This is a genomic window from Nonomuraea sp. NPDC054003, assembly GCF_055585125.1.
The window spans coordinates 1-18884 of sequence record NZ_JBVJKR010000034.1 but is presented as its reverse complement, the minus strand read 5'-3'; the positions used below and the strand labels follow the sequence as shown (position 1 = coordinate 18884).

Annotated in this window: 23 protein-coding genes, 2 tRNA genes and 1 pseudogene; 12 read left to right on the top strand and 14 right to left on the bottom strand. The window is 69.7% G+C overall.

What is annotated here, in order from left to right; all coding sequences use genetic code 11:
• Positions 1-25 precede the first annotated feature (25 nt).
• Entirely contained in the window at positions 26-289 is a 264-nt protein-coding gene (locus tag ACZ6YG_RS44440; RefSeq protein WP_466021341.1) for a tyrosine-type recombinase/integrase, read from the top strand.
• 85 nt (positions 290-374) lie between these two features.
• On the opposite strand, the gene ACZ6YG_RS44435 is transcribed toward ACZ6YG_RS44440, so the two are convergent.
• Together ACZ6YG_RS44435 and ACZ6YG_RS44430 are read right to left on the bottom strand one after the other, a co-directional pair.
• A tRNA-Ser gene (locus tag ACZ6YG_RS44435) sits at positions 375-464 on the bottom strand.
• A 166-nt stretch (positions 465-630) separates the two neighbouring features.
• Positions 631-1194 (bottom strand): YceI family protein, encoded by a 564-nt coding sequence (locus ACZ6YG_RS44430; protein ID WP_397196542.1) that lies wholly within the window; start codon positions 1192-1194, stop codon positions 631-633.
• A 100-nt stretch (positions 1195-1294) separates the two neighbouring features.
• Here ACZ6YG_RS44430 and ACZ6YG_RS44425 point away from each other — a divergent pair, with 100 nt between their 5' ends.
• Positions 1295-1783 carry a MarR family winged helix-turn-helix transcriptional regulator gene (locus ACZ6YG_RS44425; protein WP_148036105.1) on the top strand — a complete coding sequence of 163 codons (489 nt, stop codon included), beginning with the start codon at positions 1295-1297 and terminating at the stop codon, positions 1781-1783.
• On the opposite strand, the gene ACZ6YG_RS44420 is transcribed toward ACZ6YG_RS44425, so the two are convergent.
• Entirely contained in the window at positions 1746-2249 is a 504-nt protein-coding gene (locus tag ACZ6YG_RS44420; protein ID WP_148036106.1) for a SigE family RNA polymerase sigma factor, read from the bottom strand. The genes ACZ6YG_RS44425 and ACZ6YG_RS44420 overlap by 38 nt on opposite strands.
• 200 nt (positions 2250-2449) lie before the next feature.
• Between ACZ6YG_RS44420 and ACZ6YG_RS44415 the strand changes: the two genes are divergently transcribed.
• On the top strand, positions 2450-3391 hold the full coding sequence (locus ACZ6YG_RS44415; protein ID WP_466021340.1) for a hypothetical protein: 942 nt from the start codon (positions 2450-2452) through the stop codon (positions 3389-3391).
• A gap of 5 nt (positions 3392-3396) precedes the next feature.
• A complete protein-coding gene (locus ACZ6YG_RS44410; RefSeq protein WP_466021339.1) occupies positions 3397-4188 on the top strand; it encodes a MauE/DoxX family redox-associated membrane protein in 792 nt (263 codons plus the stop codon).
• A 103-nt stretch (positions 4189-4291) separates the two neighbouring features.
• Here ACZ6YG_RS44410 and ACZ6YG_RS44405 read toward each other — a convergent pair whose 3' ends face one another.
• On the bottom strand, positions 4292-5464 hold the full coding sequence (locus ACZ6YG_RS44405; RefSeq protein WP_425571063.1) for an AAA family ATPase: 1173 nt from the start codon (positions 5462-5464) through the stop codon (positions 4292-4294).
• 243 nt (positions 5465-5707) lie between these two features.
• Here ACZ6YG_RS44405 and ACZ6YG_RS44400 point away from each other — a divergent pair, with 243 nt between their 5' ends.
• From ACZ6YG_RS44400 to ACZ6YG_RS44380, 5 genes are read left to right on the top strand one after another with little or no spacing between them, the layout of a single operon-like run.
• On the top strand, positions 5708-6178 hold the full coding sequence (locus ACZ6YG_RS44400; protein WP_271276281.1) for a SigE family RNA polymerase sigma factor: 471 nt from the start codon (positions 5708-5710) through the stop codon (positions 6176-6178).
• The gene (locus ACZ6YG_RS44395) at positions 6175-7371 is read left to right on the top strand and encodes a TolB-like translocation protein (protein WP_466021338.1); all 1197 of its coding nucleotides are present in this window, start codon (positions 6175-6177) and stop codon (positions 7369-7371) included. The genes ACZ6YG_RS44400 and ACZ6YG_RS44395 overlap by 4 nt, the downstream gene beginning before the upstream one ends.
• A gap of 11 nt (positions 7372-7382) precedes the next feature.
• Positions 7383-7841 carry a MaoC family dehydratase gene (locus ACZ6YG_RS44390; RefSeq protein ID WP_148036112.1) on the top strand — a complete coding sequence of 153 codons (459 nt, stop codon included), beginning with the start codon at positions 7383-7385 and terminating at the stop codon, positions 7839-7841.
• A 36-nt stretch (positions 7842-7877) separates the two neighbouring features.
• Positions 7878-8348, top strand: a complete 471-nt coding sequence (locus ACZ6YG_RS44385; RefSeq protein WP_148036113.1) for a SigE family RNA polymerase sigma factor — start codon at positions 7878-7880, stop codon at positions 8346-8348.
• Positions 8345-9502, top strand: coding sequence for a hypothetical protein (locus tag ACZ6YG_RS44380; protein WP_466021337.1), 1158 nt, complete (start codon positions 8345-8347; stop codon positions 9500-9502). The genes ACZ6YG_RS44385 and ACZ6YG_RS44380 overlap by 4 nt, the downstream gene beginning before the upstream one ends.
• On the opposite strand, the gene ACZ6YG_RS44375 is transcribed toward ACZ6YG_RS44380, so the two are convergent.
• The 7 genes from ACZ6YG_RS44375 to ACZ6YG_RS44345 form a co-directional block, all read right to left on the bottom strand.
• Positions 9495-9749, bottom strand: a complete 255-nt coding sequence (locus ACZ6YG_RS44375) for a hypothetical protein (RefSeq protein WP_148036115.1) — start codon at positions 9747-9749, stop codon at positions 9495-9497. The two genes, ACZ6YG_RS44380 and ACZ6YG_RS44375, sit on opposite strands and share 8 nt — an antisense overlap.
• Positions 9746-11299, bottom strand: coding sequence for a radical SAM protein (locus ACZ6YG_RS44370; protein WP_466021336.1), 1554 nt, complete (start codon positions 11297-11299; stop codon positions 9746-9748). Before ACZ6YG_RS44370 ends, ACZ6YG_RS44375 begins: the two co-directional genes overlap by 4 nt.
• The gene (locus ACZ6YG_RS44365; protein ID WP_148036117.1) at positions 11296-12027 is read right to left on the bottom strand and encodes a prolipoprotein diacylglyceryl transferase; all 732 of its coding nucleotides are present in this window, start codon (positions 12025-12027) and stop codon (positions 11296-11298) included. Before ACZ6YG_RS44365 ends, ACZ6YG_RS44370 begins: the two co-directional genes overlap by 4 nt.
• 1 nt (position 12028) lies before the next feature.
• Positions 12029-12376, bottom strand: coding sequence for a hypothetical protein (locus ACZ6YG_RS44360; protein ID WP_466021335.1), 348 nt, complete (start codon positions 12374-12376; stop codon positions 12029-12031).
• A gap of 354 nt (positions 12377-12730) precedes the next feature.
• On the bottom strand, positions 12731-13051 hold the full coding sequence (locus ACZ6YG_RS44355) for a hypothetical protein (RefSeq protein ID WP_187281569.1): 321 nt from the start codon (positions 13049-13051) through the stop codon (positions 12731-12733).
• Positions 13052-13061: 10 nt separating this feature from the next.
• The gene (locus tag ACZ6YG_RS44350; RefSeq protein WP_308249186.1) at positions 13062-13733 is read right to left on the bottom strand and encodes a response regulator transcription factor; all 672 of its coding nucleotides are present in this window, start codon (positions 13731-13733) and stop codon (positions 13062-13064) included.
• Positions 13734-13913: 180 nt separating this feature from the next.
• Positions 13914-15047 (bottom strand): sensor histidine kinase, encoded by a 1134-nt coding sequence (locus tag ACZ6YG_RS44345; protein ID WP_261809008.1) that lies wholly within the window; start codon positions 15045-15047, stop codon positions 13914-13916.
• Between the two features lie 131 nt (positions 15048-15178).
• Here ACZ6YG_RS44345 and ACZ6YG_RS44340 point away from each other — a divergent pair, with 131 nt between their 5' ends.
• Positions 15179-15724, top strand: a complete 546-nt coding sequence (locus tag ACZ6YG_RS44340; protein ID WP_271276287.1) for a hypothetical protein — start codon at positions 15179-15181, stop codon at positions 15722-15724.
• 57 nt (positions 15725-15781) lie between these two features.
• Positions 15782-15854, top strand: a tRNA-Arg gene (locus ACZ6YG_RS44335).
• Between the two features lie 542 nt (positions 15855-16396).
• Here the strand turns inward: ACZ6YG_RS44335 and ACZ6YG_RS44330 are convergent.
• Positions 16397-16846, bottom strand: a complete 450-nt coding sequence (locus ACZ6YG_RS44330; RefSeq protein WP_466021334.1) for a hypothetical protein — start codon at positions 16844-16846, stop codon at positions 16397-16399.
• 132 nt (positions 16847-16978) lie between these two features.
• Here ACZ6YG_RS44330 and ACZ6YG_RS44325 point away from each other — a divergent pair, with 132 nt between their 5' ends.
• Entirely contained in the window at positions 16979-17383 is a 405-nt protein-coding gene (locus tag ACZ6YG_RS44325; protein WP_466021333.1) for a GntR family transcriptional regulator, read from the top strand.
• A gap of 262 nt (positions 17384-17645) precedes the next feature.
• On the opposite strand, the gene ACZ6YG_RS44320 is transcribed toward ACZ6YG_RS44325, so the two are convergent.
• Both ACZ6YG_RS44320 and ACZ6YG_RS44315 read right to left on the bottom strand, forming a co-directional pair.
• Entirely contained in the window at positions 17646-18131 is a 486-nt protein-coding gene (locus tag ACZ6YG_RS44320; protein ID WP_466021332.1) for a YxiG-like protein, read from the bottom strand.
• 10 nt (positions 18132-18141) lie between these two features.
• Positions 18142-18884, bottom strand: a pseudogene (locus tag ACZ6YG_RS44315) (IS481 family transposase); the annotation flags it as partial.

The following is an 18884-nucleotide window of genomic DNA, read 5'->3' as shown; positions in this document are numbered from 1 at the left end:
GAGTGGCCGCCCTCATGTCACATCGATCTTCCCTTACGGGCGCCAAGGTGACGAACGGGTTCAAACCCGTACACCACTCCCGTGGACGCTAACCCGGGATGTCCGCGTCCACGATGCCCGGCATACAGCCGCGACGCTCCTCATCGAGCAAGGTGTGAACATCCGAGTTGTACAGCAGGTTCTCGGTCACACTCGTGTGACGACCACCCAGCGTTACACGCACGTATCCACACCGCTGATGCGCGATGCGGGGGAACGGCTCGCGTCCGCTCTCTGGGGAAATCCGTAGCCGTTGCAACTAAGACTGCAACTATGACGTCCTTTAAGATCAAAAAGGCCCTCTCCCCATCTAGGGGAAGAGGGCCTTCGAAGAGCGGAGGATCGGGGATTTGAACCCCGGATGGGCGGTAAACCCAAACCGCATTAGCAGTGCGGCGCCATAGACCTGACTAGGCGAATCCTCCTCGGGAGCCGTGTGGCCAGAGTTAGAGTACCGGCCTTCGGCCCAGGCGGCAAAGCGGTAACCCGTCCACCGTGGGGGCGAGTCATCCACAGCCTGTGGGTAACGGGCTGTGGAAAAGAGCCCGCCCCTGGTCGAGGGCGGGCTCAAGCCTGTGGATAACCCAGGACTCAGGCGGCCGGGTTGGCCTCGCCCTCGATCTCGATCTTGACCTTCTTGCCGACCAGGACGCCGCCGGTCTCCAGGGCCTGGTTCCAGGTCAGGCCGAACTCCTCGCGGTCCACCTCGGTGCTGATCGAGAAGCCCCACACCGGCTGGCCCCACGGGTTGGTGCCGACGCCGCCGTACTCGACGTCGAGCTCGACTTCCTTGGTGACGTCGCGGATCGTGAGGTCGCCGACGACCTTGAACTCGTCGCCGCCGTCGGCGACGACGCGCTTGCTCCGGAAGGTGATCTCGGGGAACTTCTCGACGGAGAGGAAGTCGTCGCTGCGCAGGTGGCCGTCGCGGTCGCCGACGCCCGTGCTGATGCTCTCGGTCTTGATCGTGAGCTCGGCGGTCGACTGGAGGAGGTCCTCGGCGATCGTGATGCTGCCGGAGAACTCGGAGAAGTTGCCGCGGACCTTGCTGACCATCATGTGCTTGACGACGAAGCCGATGCGGGTGTGGGCGACGTCGAGAGCGTAGGTGCCCGCGACGGGGATGGTCAGGCCGTTCCAGGTGCGAGTGGTCATGAGAAGAAGTCCTTCAGGAGTGTGCTTGTTGTGCGGACAGTTGCGACAACAAACATCTACACGAGGAATATTCCCTCCGTCAACTAACGTCGTCTACAGTATGGATGTGACCAACATGAACGACCCTCGGCTGACAGCCATCGGGCTGCTGACGGAGGTTTACGCAGGGCTGACGGCCAGATTGCAGCCGGTGTTCAACGCCGCGGGCCTGTCGGAGATCGACTTCGAGACGCTGATCAGGCTCGGCCGCTCGCCCCGGCAGGCGCTGCGCATGACCGACCTGGCGGCGCAGACCGGCCTGTCCACGAGCGGGGTGACCCGCGTGGTCGATCGTTTGGAACGTGACGGCCTGGTCATCCGCGAGGCGTGCGCCACCGACCGCCGCGCCTCATACGCTACGCTCACCCCGGCCGGCCGGGAGAAGCTGGAGGAGGTGCTGCCCCAGCACCTGGCCGACGTCGACGAGCTCCTCACGGGCCTGCTCAGCGGGGAGGAGCTGGACGGGTTCCTGGCCGCGCTCCGCAAGATCCGGAGCGTCGTGCGGCCCTGCGCTACGGCGGGGGCTGTAGAGGTGACAGCTCAGTCCTGAGCTTGGCCATCGCCCGCGACACGGTGCTCTTCACCGTGCCCACGCTGATGCCGAGTCTCCTGGCGATCTCCGGTTCGGTCATGTCCTCGTAGTACCGCAGCACGACCGCCGCCCGCATGCGCGCGGGCAGCCCCTGCAACGCCTGCTCCAGCCGCTCGTGCACCTCGCCGCCGGCACTGTCCGTGACGATGACCGTCTCGGGCAGCTCGTCCGACGGGTACTCTTCCAGCTTCCTGCGCCGCCACTGCGAGATGTTGATGTTGACCATGGCCCGCCGCACGTACCCGTCGAGCGCGGCCCTGTCCTGGATGCGGTCCCAGGCCAGATAGGTCTTGGTGAGCGCGTTCTGCAGCAGATCCTCGGCGTCCAGCGGGTGCCCGGTGAGCTGGTTCGCGGCACGCAGCAGCGCCGGACCGCGCGCTCGTACGTACTCGCGGAACTCTTCTTCCACCCTGGCCGTCTGCATCGTGGCCAGAATCGCAGCCCAGAGCCCTGATCAGGCTGACCCGCAATCCAGGATTCGGCCCGCCGACGACAAAGGTCCGTCAAGGTCGGTGGCAGATTGTTCGACGCCGGATGTCATCTCCTTCACTGGGGGATGCGTATTTTGCTCTTGTCTGCGGCGTACGGCGCGACCTCTCTTCCGGCCGTGTGACCCTAGAACGCATGGCGTATCCGAGCGTTGACCGCAGGCGGGTGCTGGCCGCCGCGGTGCTGGGCCGCGAGCCGGGAGTTCCGGGCCCGGGCGCGGAGGGGGAGCCGCTACGCGCGGTCACCGGGCAGATCCGCGACGTCAGCCCGCACCTCATCCTCGTCGAGACCCCCGAGGGCGGGAGTGAGCGGCTGGTCATCGCGCCGTGGGCCAAGGCCTGGCACGGCGCCGACGTCACGCCCGCCGACCTGCCCGTCGGGGCCAGGGTCGTCATGCGTACGCGCGAGGGCCGCGTGGTCGAGCGCATCTGGGCCGACACGATCCGCATCACCGGCACGATCATGTCCGTCGAAGGCCGCAAGGACGTCACGGTCGAGCTCGACTGCGGGCCGCACCGGGGCCGCCGGACCATTCTCATCCCGTACCGCGCGACCGGCAGGCTGCGGGTGCGCCATCCCCAGTTCGAGCCGGGCTACCTGTTCGACGCGATCGGCATCAGGAAGGACGGCACGGCGCTGGCCATGCTGCCCGCCACCTCCCAGCCCGCCTACCCGGCGCGGTCGGTGCCGGCGCCGCCGCCCGCCTACGGCGGCATGACCTCCCGCATCTCCGGCACCGTCACCTGGGCCGACGCCTTCGACGAGGACGAGCGGGGCGCGGCCTACCCCATGGTGGAGCGCTCCGACGCGGGCTGCCCGGACGCCGGGGTGTCCTGCGCCGGGCTGCCCTACCTCGCGATCGGCTCGCTGCTGCAGGTGCACAATGTGTGCGACGGCCGCTCGGCGAACGTGCCGATCGTCGCGTGCGGCTGCCTGGCCGGGCGCTTCTGCGACCGCTGCGTCGAGTGCGACACCTCGCCGCGCGGGCGGATCGCCGAGCTGTCGCCCCTCTCGTACGTCGAACTCGGCGGCGACCTGGTCAAAGGGTGTTTCAACGCGCAGATCGGCTTGGGGTGAGGTACATGCTGGCATCGCAGCTGCCGGTCCTGATCGTCCTGCTGTGCCTCGGCACGGCGGCGAAGGTGGCCGTCATACGGTCCGGCAGGGAGCCGAATGCGCTGGCCAGGCTCGGCCCCGCCGTGCTGGTGCCCGGCCGCTTCCGGGCCCCGGCGCTGCTGGCGTGCGGGGCGGCGGAGCTGGTGCTGGCCGCCGGGCTGCTGCTCACCACGCACCCGATCTTCCGTTTCGCGACGGTCGCGTTCTTCGCCATGTCCACGTACGTGCTCCTGGAGCTGCGCAGGCGCCGGCCCGACGCGGGCTGCGGGTGCTTCGGCGAGGTCAGCTCGGCTCCGGTCGGGGTACGGTCGATCGCCAGGACCATGGCGTTGACCGGCATGGCCGTGGTGACGGTGTGGGCGCCGGTGCCCGGCTGGATGGCGTTCGCCCAGCCGTCGTGGGAGTTCACGCTGGCCGGGCTGCTGGTGCTGGCCGTGCTCTCGCCCGAGATCGACGAGCTGATCGAGCGGGCCCGCCACCGGGCGCCGTGTGAGCAGCGCCGCGGGCCCGCCGAGGGGATCATGCTGGCGCGGCTGCGGTCGAGCGGCACGTGGCGGGCCCACCGGGCGGAGCTGACCACGGCCGAGCCCTACGACAGCTGGCGCGAGCTGTGCTGGCGGTTCTTCGCGTTCAAGAACCACCAGCAGGACGACGTGGTGTTCGCCGTCTTCATGGCCGGCCGCCGACCGGCCGTCAGGGTGGCGGTGGTCGAGGCGGACAGCGAGTCTCTGCCCTCGTATACGCCAGTATCGGCCTGACGCTAGAGAGGGCTAGATTTCCCTCGACGGGCATGACGATTTAACTCTATTGGGCTATCTAGCTTCCCCTCTAGACAACCCAATAGAGGTCTAGGGGTGCCGTCTAGATCGGTTGGGCACGCAGGAACCTCCCGAAATGCGGCACGGTGAACGCGATCAGCCCGCGCTCGGCGCTGTAGATCAGACCCTTCTTGATCAGGCTGTCGCGGGCGGGGGACAGGCTCGACGGCTTGCGGCCCAGGGACTCCGCCACGTCGGCGGTCGCCACCGGCTCGTCGCCGATCTCGGCCATGGCCCGCATGTAGTCGCGCTCGGCCGGGGTCGCGCGTTCGTAGCGGCTGCCGAAGAAGCCCACGGCCAGCTCCTCCTCGGCCTCCGGCGCCGACACCCGGACGTCGTCGAGCGTGATCGGGCTGCGCGGCGCGAGATCCCAGGCGACCTTGCCGTAGGCCTGCACGAAGTAGGGGTAGCCGTCGGCCGCGTCGTAGAGGGCGTCGAGCGCCTCCTGGGTGAACTCGACGTCTTCCTCGCGCGCGGGCAGCATGAGCGCCAGGTCGGCGGCCTCTCGGTCGAGCTTGTCGATGCGGGCGTAGCGGAAGAGCCGCTCGGAGTAGCTCTTGCTGGCCGACAGCACGCTCGGCAGGTGCGGCAGCCCTGCCCCGACCACGATCAGCGGGCCGCCGGTCTGCGACAGCTCGTGGCAGGCGGCGCACAGGGCCGAGATGTCGGCGGACTGGACGTCCTGCATCTCGTCGATGAACAGCGCGATGCCCACGCCCAGGTCGGTCGCGACGCCCGCGGCGTCGACGAACAGCTCGGTGAGGTCGATCTCCAGGTCGCCGGAGTCGGCGCGGCCGCGCGTGGCCGGCACCTCGATGCCGGGCGACCAGTGGGAGGTGCCCTTGGCGGCGGACGGGTCGCGCATCGCGAACGCCTTCAGCACGCCGAGGAACTCCTCGATGCGCTCCGGCGCGCGGTGGCGCGGCGCCAGCTCGCGGATCGCCATGTGGAGGGCGGCGGCGACGGGCCTGCGGATCGACTGATCGGGCCTGGCCTCGATCTTGCCCGTGCCCCACAGCCGCTGGATGGCCATCGAGCGGAACGTGTTGAGCAGCACGGTCTTGCCGACGCCGCGCAGGCCGGTGATGACCATGCTGCGCTCGGGCCGCCCGCGGGCCACCCGCTCCAGCACGACCTCGAACTGCTGCAGCTCACGGTCGCGCCCGGCGAGCTCCGGCGGACGCTGCCCGGCTCCGGGGGCATAAGGATTGCGCACGGGGTCCACGCTCTCCGACTTTATTGCGCCATATAGCGGGCGTCTTAGATTCGGGAAGAAAGTGTGATGGCGTGTCCGAGCAGGGGGCATCGCGAGCACCGTCACCGGACACACCCCCTCTCACCAGGCCGAACCTCTGTTCGATTCGCGCTGGTACGACTGTAGCGCGGACTCGAACAGGTGCGCGATGATTTCAGGTAAAGATCTTCGCAACAGCTCCGCGCCCCCGTGCGTCATGGAAGTGTGGAGTTCGAGGATTTCGTCCGCGCCCGCGGGCCGGCCCTGCTGCGCTACGGGTATGTGCTCACGGGCAACCCCGACGACGCCGCCGACCTCGTACAGGAAGCGCTGCTCAAGCTGGGCGACTCCTGGCGGCGGGTGCGCAACAAGGACAACCCCGAGGCGTACGTGCGCATCACCATGGCCAGGCAGCACGTGAGCTGGTGGCGCAGGCGGCGGCGCGAGCGGATCACGGACGACGTCCCCGATGGCTCGTACACCGACGCCCACTCCACCGGTGAGTTGTGGAGGGAACTGGCCACGCTGCCGGGCAGGCAGCGTGTCGTGCTGGTGCTGCGCTACTACGAGGACCTGTCGGACCAGGAGATCGCCGACATCCTCGGCATCTCACGCGGAACGGTTCGGAGCCTGGCCTTCCGTGCGCTCAACACGCTCCGGGTACGGCCGGCCGTCTTCGAGGGGAGGCATTCGTGAGGACCGAGGAAGAGCTGGTCAGGGCCCTGCGCGAAGGCGCGGCGGGCGCGCCCGACACGGATCTGCTGGCAGGCGTCGCCCGGCTCCGTCGAAGGCGCACCATGCGGCGGGTCCAGGTGCTCGCCGCGGCGGCGGTGATCGCGGTGGCGGGTACGGGCACGGCGGTGGTCAGGGGTCTCGGCCCGGGGGAAGGAGAGGGTTCCCGGCCGGCGGCCACCGCGATGGTCACCTTGGCCCCCGTCGCGGCGACGGTGACGGAGCTGTGGCCGCAGGCGCTGTTCACGATGCCGGCGACCAACGCCGACGGCTGGCGCTACCGCCCGGTCACCGCGCTCAGCGCCACTCAGGTGCTGCTCGCCGCCGAGTCCTCGTTCGAGAAGGCCGGCACGTTCGAGATCTACGACACCGGGACCGGGACGGCCAGGGTGGTCACCCAGGTGCCGAGAGGCAGGGGCCTGAAGAGGTACTTCCCCCAGTCCGCGACCGTGGGCCCCGCCGACATCGCCTGGTCCGGATCCGGCGAACGGGCTGACGGCACCCCCGTACGCGAGATCTGGACCGCCCCCCTGGCCGGCGGCGCGGCGAGGCTCCTCGCCACCCGCACCGGCGAGGACGCCGGCCTCGACGGGATCTCCATCGGCGGCGGCCACGTGGTCTGGTCCGAGACCGACGGCGGCGTGTGGCGCGTCCCGCTCGCGGGCGGCGACCCGGAGCGCGTCCCCGGCGGCGACGGCCTTCACTTGATCGCGTGGCCCTGGGCCGCCGACGTCGCCAAGGGCCCCGAGGGCTTCGAGCACAACCAGACCCGGCTGGTGAACCTCGCCGACGGCACGACCCGGACCACGGCTGCGCCGCCGGGCGTGACCGGCTGGAGGTGCGGCCCCGTCTGGTGCCACGGCCAGAGGGATGACGGCCTGCTGATCCAGCGCGCCGACGGCACCGGCACGCCGCGGTCGCGTCAGGTCCGCGGCGTCAGGATGCACGCCTATCCCGCGCTGGAGCGCTTCCTGGTCGACAGCGACGTGTACGACCTCGCCACGGACAAGCTGGGCCGCCTCGACGAGCCGACCGACTGGTACGGCACCGGCACCTCGTCCGAGCCCAGCACGATCCTCTACTGGGGAGCGACCAAGGGGGACAAGCCGGACGAGTTCCGGGTGCTCAACTTGGCAGCCGTCCCACCTGCCCAATAGCGTTCGGCCTCATGCGGACCTTCGCGAACATCCAGGAGCTCAAGGACGGCGTCGGCGAGACGTTCGGCCCCACCGAGTGGCGCACGATCACCCAGGACAGGGTCAACCTGTTCGCCGACGCCACCGACGACCACCAGTGGATCCACGTCGACGCCGAGCGGGCCAAGGAGGGCCCGTTCGGCGGCACGATCGCCCACGGCTACCTGAGCCTGTCGCTGCTGCCGTCGTTCATGTTCGAGCTGATCCGCGTCGAGGGCATCCAGATGGGCGTCAACTTCGGCCTGAACAAGGTCCGCTTCCCCCGCCCCGTCCCGGTCGGCTCGCGCGTCCGCGCCGTCGCCGAGCTGACCAGCGTCAAGGGCACCCCGGCGGGCTACCTGTCGGCGCTCAAGATGACCATCGAGGTCGAGGGCGAGCGCCGCCCCGCCTGCGTCGCCGAGACCCTCTCCCTGTACGTGCCCGCCGAGTGATGCAACAGAAGCGCCCCTCTCACGGTCCTTGGATCCGTGGACCAATCGTTCGACGAGTTCGTCCGAGCCAGGGGTGACGCTCTCCTCCGGTACGGCTACGTACTGACCGGAAACACCGAGGACGCGGCCGACCTCGTCCAGGAGGCGCTGGCCAGGCTGGGCAACGCGTGGTCGCGGGTGCGCAAGAAGGACAGCCCCGAAGGCTACGTGCGCACCACCATGGTTCGGCTGCACATCAACGCCTGGCGGCGCCGCCACCGCGAGGACCTCGTCGCGGCCGTGCCCGAGCGCGGCGACTTCGACCGGTACGACGACGCCGACCTCTGGGCCGAGCTGGGCAGGCTGCCCCGCCGGATGCGTGCCGTGCTCGTGCTGCGCTACTACGAGGATCTCCCCGACGACGAGATCGCGGAGATCCTCGGCGTCTCGCGCGGCACCGTGCGCAGCCAGGCCGCGCGCGCCCTGGGCAAGCTCCGGATCACGCATGCGCTGGAGGAGGCGCGATGAGAAGCGAAGAGGACCTGATCCGCACCCTGCGCACCGCCGCCGGGCACGCCGAGCCGGAGCCCACGCTGGCGGCCTCGGTGGCCGCCCGCCGCCGGTCGCGCCGGCGCGGAGGGTGGGCGCGGATGGCGCTGGCCGCCGCCGCGGTGGTGCTGGTGGCGGGAGGCACGACGGCGGTCCTGTCCGACGGCGGCGGGCGGGCGCGACCGGCGGCCGAGGTCACCCGGGGCGTCGAGCAGGCCGCCGAGGTCTGGCCCGAGGCGATGTTCACGGTGCCGGGCACGGCCGTCGACGGCCGGGAATACCAGCCGATGGCCGCGATCAGCCCGGCCGAGGTGCTGGTGAGCGCCGTGGCACCCGGCGTGAAGCCGGATCGCCTGGAGGTGTTCGACACCGGAATCAGGCAGTTCCGGACGGTCACCAGCATGCCGAAGCCCAACGTGCCGGGCTACCGCTTCCGCGACGTCAAGGCGAGGGACAATCACATCGTCTGGTGGGGCGAGACGCCTCACGCCGGCGAAGGCGCATGGGCCGACTTCTGGTACGTGCCGCGAGCCGGCGGCGAGTCCGGGCACGTCGCCAAGCTGACCGGAGAGCTGGCCCAGGTGGACGCCGTCGACATCACCGGCGACCACATCGTGTTCTCCGTCGAGCGGGGCGGCGTCTACCGGCTCCCGCTGACCGGTGGCAAGCCGGAGAAGATCAAGGGCACCGACGGCCTCCATCTCAGGTCATGGCCGCTGGCCGCCGGCTACACCGCGGGCGAGTCGCACGAGCGGAACCAGAACCGCACGGTCAACCTGGAAACCGGCCGGTCGGCCGACGTCTCGGTGCCGAGCGGAGCCCGCGGTCTGATCTGCGGCATCCAGTGGTGCGCGGGCGTGCTCGACGGCGGCCCCTTCCGCCAGCGGCCCGACGGATCGGACCGCCGGCCGATCCCCGCCGACCTGCGCCCTCTGGTGTTCGAAGGCCTGCCCGCCGACCGGTTCGTGCTCGGCCGGCTGTCCTCCGGGCCGGTCATCCAGGCGTTGTACGACCTCACCACCGAAGAGGTCGTGGGCCTTGACGAGGCCGAGTTCGGCGGCGGCGTCCCCACGGTCTTCTCCTGGCGGGAAGGCTCGAACCTGACCGTGGTGAACCTGCTCGCCGTCATGTGAAGGACAGCACGATCGCCGTCACCGCCGCCAGCGCGAGCACGCCCAGGTAGGCGAGGACCAGCCGGGTGTCCCGGAGCAGGCACTTGCTCCGGGTCAGCCCGGCCCGCCGCGCCTTCCAGTAACCCGCGAACCCCAGCCCGGCGAAGGCCAGCAGCGCCCACGGCCCGAACACCCAAGCCAGCAGCGCGATCGTCGCGTACACGCACAACCGGAGCGGATCGTACGGCGTGCTTGGTGGAGTCGTCACGGGAGCACCTCCAGCGGGAGCCGCAGCCGCGGTTCGGACGCCACCGCCGACAGCCGCTGCGCCGACAGCTGCGGCCATGCCTGCACGGCGCAGAACGGCGCGCACTGGTCCTGAGCCGACCGGGTGCCGACGTGCACGCAGCACTGCGTGAGCCGTTCCTCGATCATGGTCGAGATGTCCATGAACGGCTTGATCGTGATCCGGACCACCCGCTCGCCCATCATCCGGCGCAGCTTCTTGCGCCGGCCCGGCAGCGCCGACGAGGCCAGCGTGAGCAGCGTGGAGACGCCGAGGTCGCAGTTCTCGCAGATGTTGCGCCACAGCTCGCCGATCTGCGGATGCGACAGCGACGACTGCTCCGACAGCAGGTCGAGCAGCGACTCCTGCACCGCCAGGCGCAGCTCGCGGGGGATCTCGGAGTCGGCGATGCGGTTGGCGACCAGGCCCAGGTTCTCCTTGAGCCGGTCGTGGCCGATCAGCGCCACCAGCGAGCGCCACCGCTGCGAGTCGTCGCGGATGAGGTAGCCGACCGAGCAGCAGTGCGGGTGGGAGCACGGCAGCGCGGTCAGGTCACGCCACGTCACCAGCCCGCCGGTCTGCGGGCCGAGCCGCTTGAGCACGCCCGTGTGGGTCAGCCGGTCCATCGGGTCGATCGTCCCCGACCTGCCCGAGCCGAACTGCGGCTGCAGCGACACGCCGCCCACGAACGGGGTGTCGAGCGCCACCTTGACGACGTCGCCGATCTCGCCGTCGTTCACGCCGAGCGCCGCCGTCATCACCAGCGTGGTGAAGATCTCCCGCTCCGAGAGCCGCGCCACGGCCTGCCGCTTCAGCCTGCGCAGGTCGCCGCCGCGGTGGTGTCTCGACGCCTCCGCCGAGGAGCCGTCGTACTGCAGGTAGACCTCCACCCGCTCGCGGTGCTCGGTGAGCAGGTCGAGCAGGGCGTCGTCGCGGGCGATCAGCACGCCGTTGGTGTTGATCAGGACACGGGTGATCGGCCGTGCGGCCAGCTCGTGCAGCAGCGTCTTCAGCTCGGGGTGCAGGGTCGGTTCGCCGCCGCTCAGCATGAGCACGTCGAGCTTGCCGTTCTCCCTGGCCAGCCGCTGGTCGACGTTCGCCAGCACCTCGGCGACAGGCACCACGCCGTTGAGCTCGGGCGAGCTGTCGGCGAAGCACGTGGGGCAGCGCAGGTTGCACGCCTCCGCGATGTCCTCCAGCAGGATGCAGGTGTGCTGCGTCTGCAGCTCGGGCAGCCCCTTGAGGTACGCCGCCGGCACCGGATCGAAGTTGCCCGCGAGATCCGGCACGTGCTGCTTGGTTGGAGCGGTCCACTCCTCCAGGTAGGCGAGGATCTCCGGGTCCTCGTCGTAGAGCGTGCGCACCAGCCCGTGCTCCCTGCAGCCCCGCTCCAGCCACACCTTGCCGTCGCGCACCGCCAGGTAGCCGCTCAGCCGCTCGATCCGGTCGAGGTCGCGGCCGTGGCAGTGGGGGCAGAACGCATTCACGTAGCGGACGATGCGGTCGCCTCGGAGACCCATCCCCGTGCTCATGTCATGACCTTTCGCTTGAAGAGGGCAGCGTAGTAGCCGCGTCGCCACCCGTACGCGAGCCTCAGCCCGAGCAGCAGCATCCCCGGCAGGAGGAACCACTGCGGGCCCGTCAGCTCCAGCCACAGGATGTCGTTGGCCCGGGTGAACTCCACACAAAACCGGAAGAACGCGTACGCCGCGACATACAACGTGAACAGCTCACCGGGCCGGGTCAGCCGCTTGCGCGCCCACAGCAGGGCGGCGAACGCGGCCAGGTGGAAGACGATCTCGTACAGGAACGACGGATGCATCGCCTGCCCCGCCAGGCAGCCGGGGCAGTCGGGCGTGCTCGCGGGGGCGTGGACGCCCCACGGCAGGCCGGTCGGCCGGCCCGGGGCCTCGGTCAGGTGGCAGCCGATCCGGCCGACCGCCATGCCCAGCGCCACCGCCGGCGCGAACAGGTCACCGGTGCGCTCCTTGTAGCCGATGATCCGCTTGGCGACCAGGACCCCGACGTACGCGCCCGCCAGCCCGCCGAGGACGCTGCGCGAGCCGTACAGCCACAGCTGCTGCAGGTCCAGCGTCTCCAGCCAGCCGGCCAGGCGCATGCCGATGGCGCCGCCGACCAGCGCGCCGGTGACGGCCACCAGCGACTGCTCGTTGAGCGCGCCCCTGCTGCGGGCCTCGTAGAAGAACACCACCGAGGCGACCGCGACGCCGAGGCCGACGAAGATCTCGTGCAGCGGCATGTCACGCGCCGTACAGTGCAGGGTTCAGCCCCGTGCACAGCCCTGCCGTGCAGATCGACCAGAGTGCCCAGCCGATCATCAGCCCTATCCCGATCCCGCGCGTCCAGGGTCTGCGGATCAGCACCAGGACGAGGCCCGCGACCAGCCCGAGGCCCACCAGCGTCGCGGTGCCGGCGATGAGCATGGGTCGGCTGTGTTCGGGAGTGCTGATGGCGCCGAGGAAGACGAAGAAGCCGAGGATCGCGTTGACGACGCTGTAGACGGTCAAGCCTACGAATGCCATCCCGATGGTGATCCCGACCTTGTCGCCGGTGGACGGCGGGGGAGGGGGCGGCGCCCAACCGCCCATCCCGGGACCGTACGGGGGCCCGGGCGGCGGGCCCTGCGGTGGACCGTGCGGCGGGCCCTGCGGCGGGCCCTGCGGTGGGCCGTGCGGTGAGCCCTGCCAGGGAGGACCCTGCGGCGGCTCCTGCGCGTGGCCTTGCGGCGGGCCCTGCCAGGGAGGACCCTCCGGGGGAGGCGCTTGCCACGGCGCTCCCTGTGGCGGTGGCGGCGGAACCTGTCCCGGCAGCCCGTCACGGAAGTTTCGGGTCGGTCCCTCCTGGCCCGGATCGTGCTTGCCGGGATCGTCCGGCGGTGGTGTCGTCATCCCTCTCCCTCTTGGCCGACGAACAGGATGGAACCCGCCGGTTGACGTCCGCTTTCAGGCGTACAACCCCGGATTGAGCCCCGTGCACCAGCCGGCCGACACGATCGACACCAACCCCCAGCCGATCATCAACCCCAGGCCCAGCCCTTTGGACCACGGCCTGCGCAGCGACAGCAACACCACCCCGCCCCCGAGCGCGCCGACGGCCAGGAAACCGGCCGCCAGTGCCAGCACCACGTTCGTGGCCATCGACACGGCGACGACCCCCACGAAGACGTTGACCACGATGTAGGCGAAGAGCCCGACCACCGCGAGCCCCACGACCACGCCGGTGGACCGGGGCTGCTGTGGCTGTTGAGGCGGTGGCATGGACACGACGCCCACATTACGGCCCTATCTCCCCTTCTGAGTAGTAGATGGCCGCCTGCACCCTGCTCTTCAGGCCCAGCTTGTGGAGCACCCGGCTGACGTGCGTCTTCGTCGTCGCCTCGGCCATGGCGAGCTCTTCGGCGATCTCCGCGTTGGACAGCCCCCGCCCGATGCACGCCAGCACCTCCCGCTCCCGAGGCGTCAGCGTCTTCGGATCCACCGGCTCCCGCCGCGCCGGCGCCTGCTCCCCGAACGCCTTGATCAGCCTGCGCGTCACCCCCGGCGAGATCAGCCCGTCACCCCCGGCTACCAAGCGCACCGCGTCGACCAGCGCGTCCGCGTCCGTGTTCTTCAACAGGAACCCGGCGGCCCCTGCCCGCAACGCGCCGAACACGTACTCGTCCACGTCGAACGTCGTCAGGATCAGCACATCGGTGATGCCCGCCAGCTCCGCCGTGGCCGAGATGCCGTCCATCCTGGGCATGCGGATGTCCATCAGCACCACGTCGGGCCGCAGCTCCTTGGCCATGGCGACCGCTTCCACACCGTCGGCCGCCTCCCCGACCACCTCGATGTCCTCGTCGCCATCCAGGATCAGCACGATCCCGGCCCGCACGGCGGCATGATCGTCAGCCACCAGCACCTTGATGCCCACTCGGCCCACCTCGCCTTTCACCAGCTCACCCACCGGCGTATGCCACGCTGCAATCTCCCCCACCGGCCCCATCGACGTATGCCGCGCTGCAACCTCGTCCACCGGTCTCACCGACGTATGCCGCGCTGCGAGCTCGCCCAGCGATCCCCTTGACGTATGCCGCGTTGCCACCGTCCGTCCGGCGACGGTGCCCTTCATCCACCCTGGAGGACTTCACGTCGCCTCCCGGCCCGGCGCCGGGAGCGTCGCCGAGACACGCCAGCCGTCCGCGTGCGGCCCGGCCTCGAACGTCCCGCCCACGAGACCGGCCCGCTCCTTCATCCCCACGAGGCCCGCACCGGCCCCTGGCAGCCGGTCGTCCCGGCTGCTCGCCGCGTTGTCGACGGTGATCGACACCTGGTCCGGCTCGTACACCAGATGAACCCTGGCCGGCGAGTCGCCGTGTTTGAGCGCGTTGGTCAGCGCCTCCTGGAGGATCCGGTAGGCCGCCAGGTCAATGGGCGCGGGCAGGTCACGGGGCGGGCCGTCGACGCTCAGCTCGGTGGCCAGCCCGGACTGGCGCGACCGCTCCACCAGGCCCTCGGCGTCGCGCAGCCGAGGTCTCAGGGCCTCGCCCTCGTCGCCCTCCTGCCGCAGCAGCCCGATCATGGAACGCATCTCGGCCAGGCCCTGCACGCTGTTCTCCCGTACGGACTCCATGATCGTCCGCACGGTGGCCGCGTCGAGGTCCTTGCGTGACAGCACCGCGGTGGACTGGATGGCGATGGCGCTGAAATGGTTGGCGATCATGTCATGCAGCTCGCGCGCCATCCGTGTCCGCTCGGACGTGATGGCCGCCTGCCGGTCGAGCTCCGCCAGCCGCGCCACCTGCTCGGCCCTGGCCCGCTCGGCCGCCGCCTGGTCGCGGTGCTGGCGCAGGATGTGGGCGGTGGTCACCGGCGTGACCAGGATCAGCCCCAGCTGGACCACGGTGAGCGCGAGCGCCCGCCAGTCGGCCCAGAGAAACCCCGTCACCGCCCCGGTCCCCACCGCCGCCACCGTCGTGATCACCAGCAGCCAGCGGGAGAACCGGGCCGGCCCGTAGAGCGCGGCCGCGTACAGATTGTCGGTGTAGACGAGCACCGTGCCCAGCGATGGCCCCACGAACAGGTCGAGGACGACTCCCACCGTGCCCAGCCCGAGCGAGCCCAGCGGCGACCGGTAACGCAGCAGCACGGCCAGACACGTGATCGCCAGCGGGATGGCGAGCACCCAATCGGGCACGCCGCGGTCGATGCGGGCCCCGGACTCGATCAGCGCCAGGCCCACGAGAAAGGCCAGGCCCGCACCCAGCGCCACGCGGTTCATGCCCACATCCCACCACGTCGCGCGGCGAATTCGATCCTTCGCGGGACGGCCTGTGGATACACACTTCGATGTATCCACAGGCCGTCCCCCAAGAGGATGTTTTCCCTGTACGAGCCGGAAGACTGGACATCGTGATTGTCGCCGTCATCATCGCCTGCGAGATCGGCTTCTGGATCCTGCTCGGTCTCGGCCTCGCCTGCCGCTACCTGTGGAACCGCCGCGCCCTCAGCACCGCGCTCCTGGTCAGCGTCCCCCTGCTGGACGTGATCCTGCTCGCGGCGGCGGTCATCGACATGCGCGGCGGCGCCCCGGCGGACTTCAAACACGGCCTCGCGGCCGCGTACCTCGCCTATTCGATCGTGTTCGGCCACAGCACCCTCAAGTGGGCCGACGCCAAATTCCACCACCGCTACGCCGGCGGCCCCCCACCGCCCCGCCCGCCCGAGGCCGGCTCCGCCAGAACCCGCTCCGAGTGGATCTTCTGGCTGCGGATCGTCCTCGCGTACGGGATCGCCTGGGCGGTCGTCCTGGCCATGGGCTGGCTCGTGGGAAAGCCGGGGAGCATGGGGGAGCTGTACATGTTCCTCGGCCAGGCGGCCAAGGTCCCGCTGATCGCCCTGATCTGGCCGGTCAGCTACACGCTGTGGCCCAAGAAGGAGGAACCGGCGGGGTCATGAAAGCCGTAACTGGTTCGAGGCATCGCTCAGAACCCGCTATGCTTGCTTACGCAGCGAGCGGCCGTAGCTCAATGGATAGAGCATCTGACTACGGATCAGAAGGTTAGGGGTTCGAGTCCTCTCGGCCGCGCACCTGGTAGAAGGCCCTTCGGGATGATCCCGGGGGGCCTTTTTCGTGGCCGTACAGCAGCGTTATGCAGCAACGCCACTGTGCGGTCAGTTTCACGACACCATCAGCCCTCGATCAAGGGCAGCAGGGCGCCGTCCCGGACGGCTACCAGACCCAGACGAAGCGCACTCTCGATGGCTGCCCGGCATCCAGTCGGTCTGCCCGGACAATGTCATCGTGACTTCTGGAAAGGCTGTAGGGAACGTCGACGAGTGGTGGTGTCCGGTTACCGGGCCTGACCGGTCAGGAGCCGTGTCCACAGGTCTTGAGCGGCAGTCGCCAACAGCCAGGGACTTTCGGCGGCGACGGTGGGGTTCTCCTTGGTGTAACGCCGGACGAACCAGAGCCCACCTGCTGTGCACAGCTCGAAGTACGGCGACGTGCAGGAGCAGGTGTGCGCGCGGACTCGTATTCGGTTCACGCGGGGATGACTCGGCTCCCAATCGATCGCTTCCGCTTCGGGCGGTGGCGGGGCCGCATGCTGGTTGCCGCACGGCTCTGGATCAGGCGTTGGCGTGGCCACAGCTCCGCCCCCTCAGGTGTTGCTCGTGCAGCAGCGCCACGAAGGTGTCCGCGTCGTCGGCGCTCACGGTCTGCTGGAGGCCCGCGTCGAGTTCGGCGTCGTTGAGTTGGACGCCGCGTCGCGTCGCGTAGAAGGCGCCGGTGTCGCTGCGGAAGAAGGCCCAGCTGGGAAACGAAGCGCGGAGGGTGTTGAGGTTGTAGCCCGTTGTCGGCTGCATGTTCACAGTTGCGTCCACCTTTCCGCCGAGGGTTGCCATGGGCGCGGCTGCGCACTCAGGTTCAAGACCCTTCGCGGGCCTGCTGATCGACTGCCGCATGACTTTGGCCGCGACGGGTTCGACCCGCGCGTGCTTGGTTGGCTGGGGCCCTGCGCCGGCTGCTGATGGGGTGCCGGTTCGGCGGCGCACTCTGAAAGCATTCGGAAAGGCCATGGGGCAGAGGGTAAATCTCTACCAGTGAGTAGGCTATAGGTATCGCAGGACTCACCCTATGGGTGACGCAGGAATAGTTATAGGTGATGAGCGCAATCAGCCCGCACCGGGGCATATCCCTACTCTAGGAATGTGATCGATCCTGATGGCGCACAGCCGGTGTACGTGCAGGTGGCCGCTGATCTGCGCAGGCGCATCGAGGCGGGCGAGTACCCGCCGCGCCGCCGCCTCCCGTCCGTGGTCGCCTTGGAACATGAGTACGGCGTCGCACGGAACACCGTATTGAAGGCGATCGGTCTCCTGCGCAACTCGGGCATGGTCTACACGGTCCGCAACTGGGGAACGGTCGTGCGCGGCGCCGGCGCCGTCGTCGTCATGGAACCGGGGAGCCGGGGGATCTACCGCGAGGCCACCGACCGGGAGCGGGAACAGTTGGACCTCGCCGAGGGCACCGCCGTTTTCGTGGTGGAGCGCGCCGATGGCGAGATGGAGGTTCTGCCCGCCGCCGAGGTGGAGGTCCGCGGGCCGGAGTCCTGACACGACGACGCCTCGTCATTCGGCGGCGGTGAGGCGTCAGTTCCGCTGGCTCACGTCCTGGTGACACTGTTAAGTACGAATAGGACACCGCTGGATAGTCATAGGCAGGAGGCAACTGGTTCCGGCAACTGCGGGCGGCGGACACGGCCATGGGCAGCACACACAGCTACGGGCAGCCTGTCAGGTCTCAGGACCTGTGTGACAGATCCGGCTCGGGAGGTGGGTGACACTCCGGCTAGATGATCTGTCGTTCTCTTGGTGCCTATTGAACCGGGAATCCGTGGCCGTGTCCCGGTGACGGGGGCGGAAGTTCTTCGATGTGCAGGTCGGAGAAGACCAGGGTGAGGTCGTGCACGTTGGTCTCGATCCGGACTTCATGGAAATCGATGCCGATGGCTGCGGCCCAGCTGCGGGCGGTGGGTGAGTCGGTGATGAGCGTGGCGCCGGGATAAAGCTCCTGCCAGTTGACGCCCCAGACGTATCCGTCGAGCTCGACGCCGGTTTCGTAGGTGGTGAGCCGGTCATCGAGCGATACCCGCCAGGTGTGGGCCGGCAGCGCGGTGGTGCAGGTGGCCTGCACGCAGTACCGGAACAGGTAACGCCGCGGCGTCGGTGTGGTCCCGGTCCGGGGGTCGGGCATCGGCAGGATCACGAGCTGGTAGTCGCGCAGGTGATCCACGAAGCCGTGCCGCAGCAGGGCCTGGTCGAAAAGATCGTCTAACGCCTGCTGCAGCTTGATCACGTCCATGGACGCAGTTCTACCCGCCCGAGGTGACCTTCCGCTGGTGCTGGGGCTTGCGGACCTTGAACCGGGCGATCGGCTTGGTGGTGGTGCGGGCGACCTCGGCGATGACCTGCCCGGCATGCGTGGTGATGCGGAAGGTCCCGTCGGTGTCCTCGACGGTCACGGTCGTGGCGGCGTGGCCGATACCCACCCGGATGCGCTGGCCGGCGATGGAGAGCTGGCCGCGGCTGCTGACGCGCCGCTGCACGCGGACGGGTTCGGCGGCCGGGCGTGGTTCGGGCCCGGCGGGGCGGGCGTCCCGGAGGCGGGCCATCTCCGCGCCGGTGAGCGGGTTGGGCAGGGTGCGCAGCAGCGTATGCCCATCGCTCAGGTGCAGCACGGCACCGTCGACGCGGACGGTCAACCGGCGCCCGGCGAACTGGTAGCCGACCGCGTACTGCCGGCCGCCCAGGGCGACCAGGCCGCTGGCGTTAATGGTCCGGTCGACCTCGACCGCCCCGCCGACGCCGGGCCGGACCGGTGCGGGAGCGGGCCGGATGCGCCTGCCGCCCTCGGCGATCAGCCGTTGCAGGTGCTGGGGGGTGAGCCGGGACGGGACCTTCTTGATCCTGACCCCGCCGGCCAGCAGCTCGACGGTGCCGGTATCGGCCCGCAGCGTGATGGTGAGGCCGGCGCGGTGGGTGCCCAGCCAGAACTGCTGCCCGCAGACGGCCAGGTTGCCCGAGGCGGGAACGACCCGGGTGAACTCCACCGCCA

Bases quoted from the DNA above. Each gene is read 5' to 3' on its own strand.
- ACZ6YG_RS44380 (WP_466021337.1), top strand. From the start codon at position 8,345: ATGAGAAGCGAAGAGGACCTGATCCGCACCCTGCGCACCGCCGCCGGG.
- ACZ6YG_RS44320 (WP_466021332.1), bottom strand. From the start codon at position 18,131: ATGGACGTGATCAAGCTGCAGCAGGCGTTAGACGATCTTTTCGACCAG.
- ACZ6YG_RS44330 (WP_466021334.1), bottom strand. From the start codon at position 16,846: ATGGCCTTTCCGAATGCTTTCAGAGTGCGCCGCCGAACCGGCACCCCA.
- ACZ6YG_RS44425 (WP_148036105.1), top strand. From the start codon at position 1,295: ATGGATGTGACCAACATGAACGACCCTCGGCTGACAGCCATCGGGCTG.
- ACZ6YG_RS44345 (WP_261809008.1), bottom strand. From the start codon at position 15,047: ATGAACCGCGTGGCGCTGGGTGCGGGCCTGGCCTTTCTCGTGGGCCTG.
- ACZ6YG_RS44370 (WP_466021336.1), bottom strand. From the start codon at position 11,299: ATGAGCACGGGGATGGGTCTCCGAGGCGACCGCATCGTCCGCTACGTG.
- ACZ6YG_RS44410 (WP_466021339.1), top strand. From the start codon at position 3,397: ATGCTGGCATCGCAGCTGCCGGTCCTGATCGTCCTGCTGTGCCTCGGC.
- ACZ6YG_RS44365 (WP_148036117.1), bottom strand. From the start codon at position 12,027: ATGCCGCTGCACGAGATCTTCGTCGGCCTCGGCGTCGCGGTCGCCTCG.
- ACZ6YG_RS44420 (WP_148036106.1), bottom strand. From the start codon at position 2,249: ATGCAGACGGCCAGGGTGGAAGAAGAGTTCCGCGAGTACGTACGAGCG.
- ACZ6YG_RS44360 (WP_466021335.1), bottom strand. From the start codon at position 12,376: ATGGGCGGTTGGGCGCCGCCCCCTCCCCCGCCGTCCACCGGCGACAAG.
- ACZ6YG_RS44390 (WP_148036112.1), top strand. From the start codon at position 7,383: ATGCGGACCTTCGCGAACATCCAGGAGCTCAAGGACGGCGTCGGCGAG.
- ACZ6YG_RS44415 (WP_466021340.1), top strand. From the start codon at position 2,450: ATGGCGTATCCGAGCGTTGACCGCAGGCGGGTGCTGGCCGCCGCGGTG.
- ACZ6YG_RS44430 (WP_397196542.1), bottom strand. From the start codon at position 1,194: ATGACCACTCGCACCTGGAACGGCCTGACCATCCCCGTCGCGGGCACC.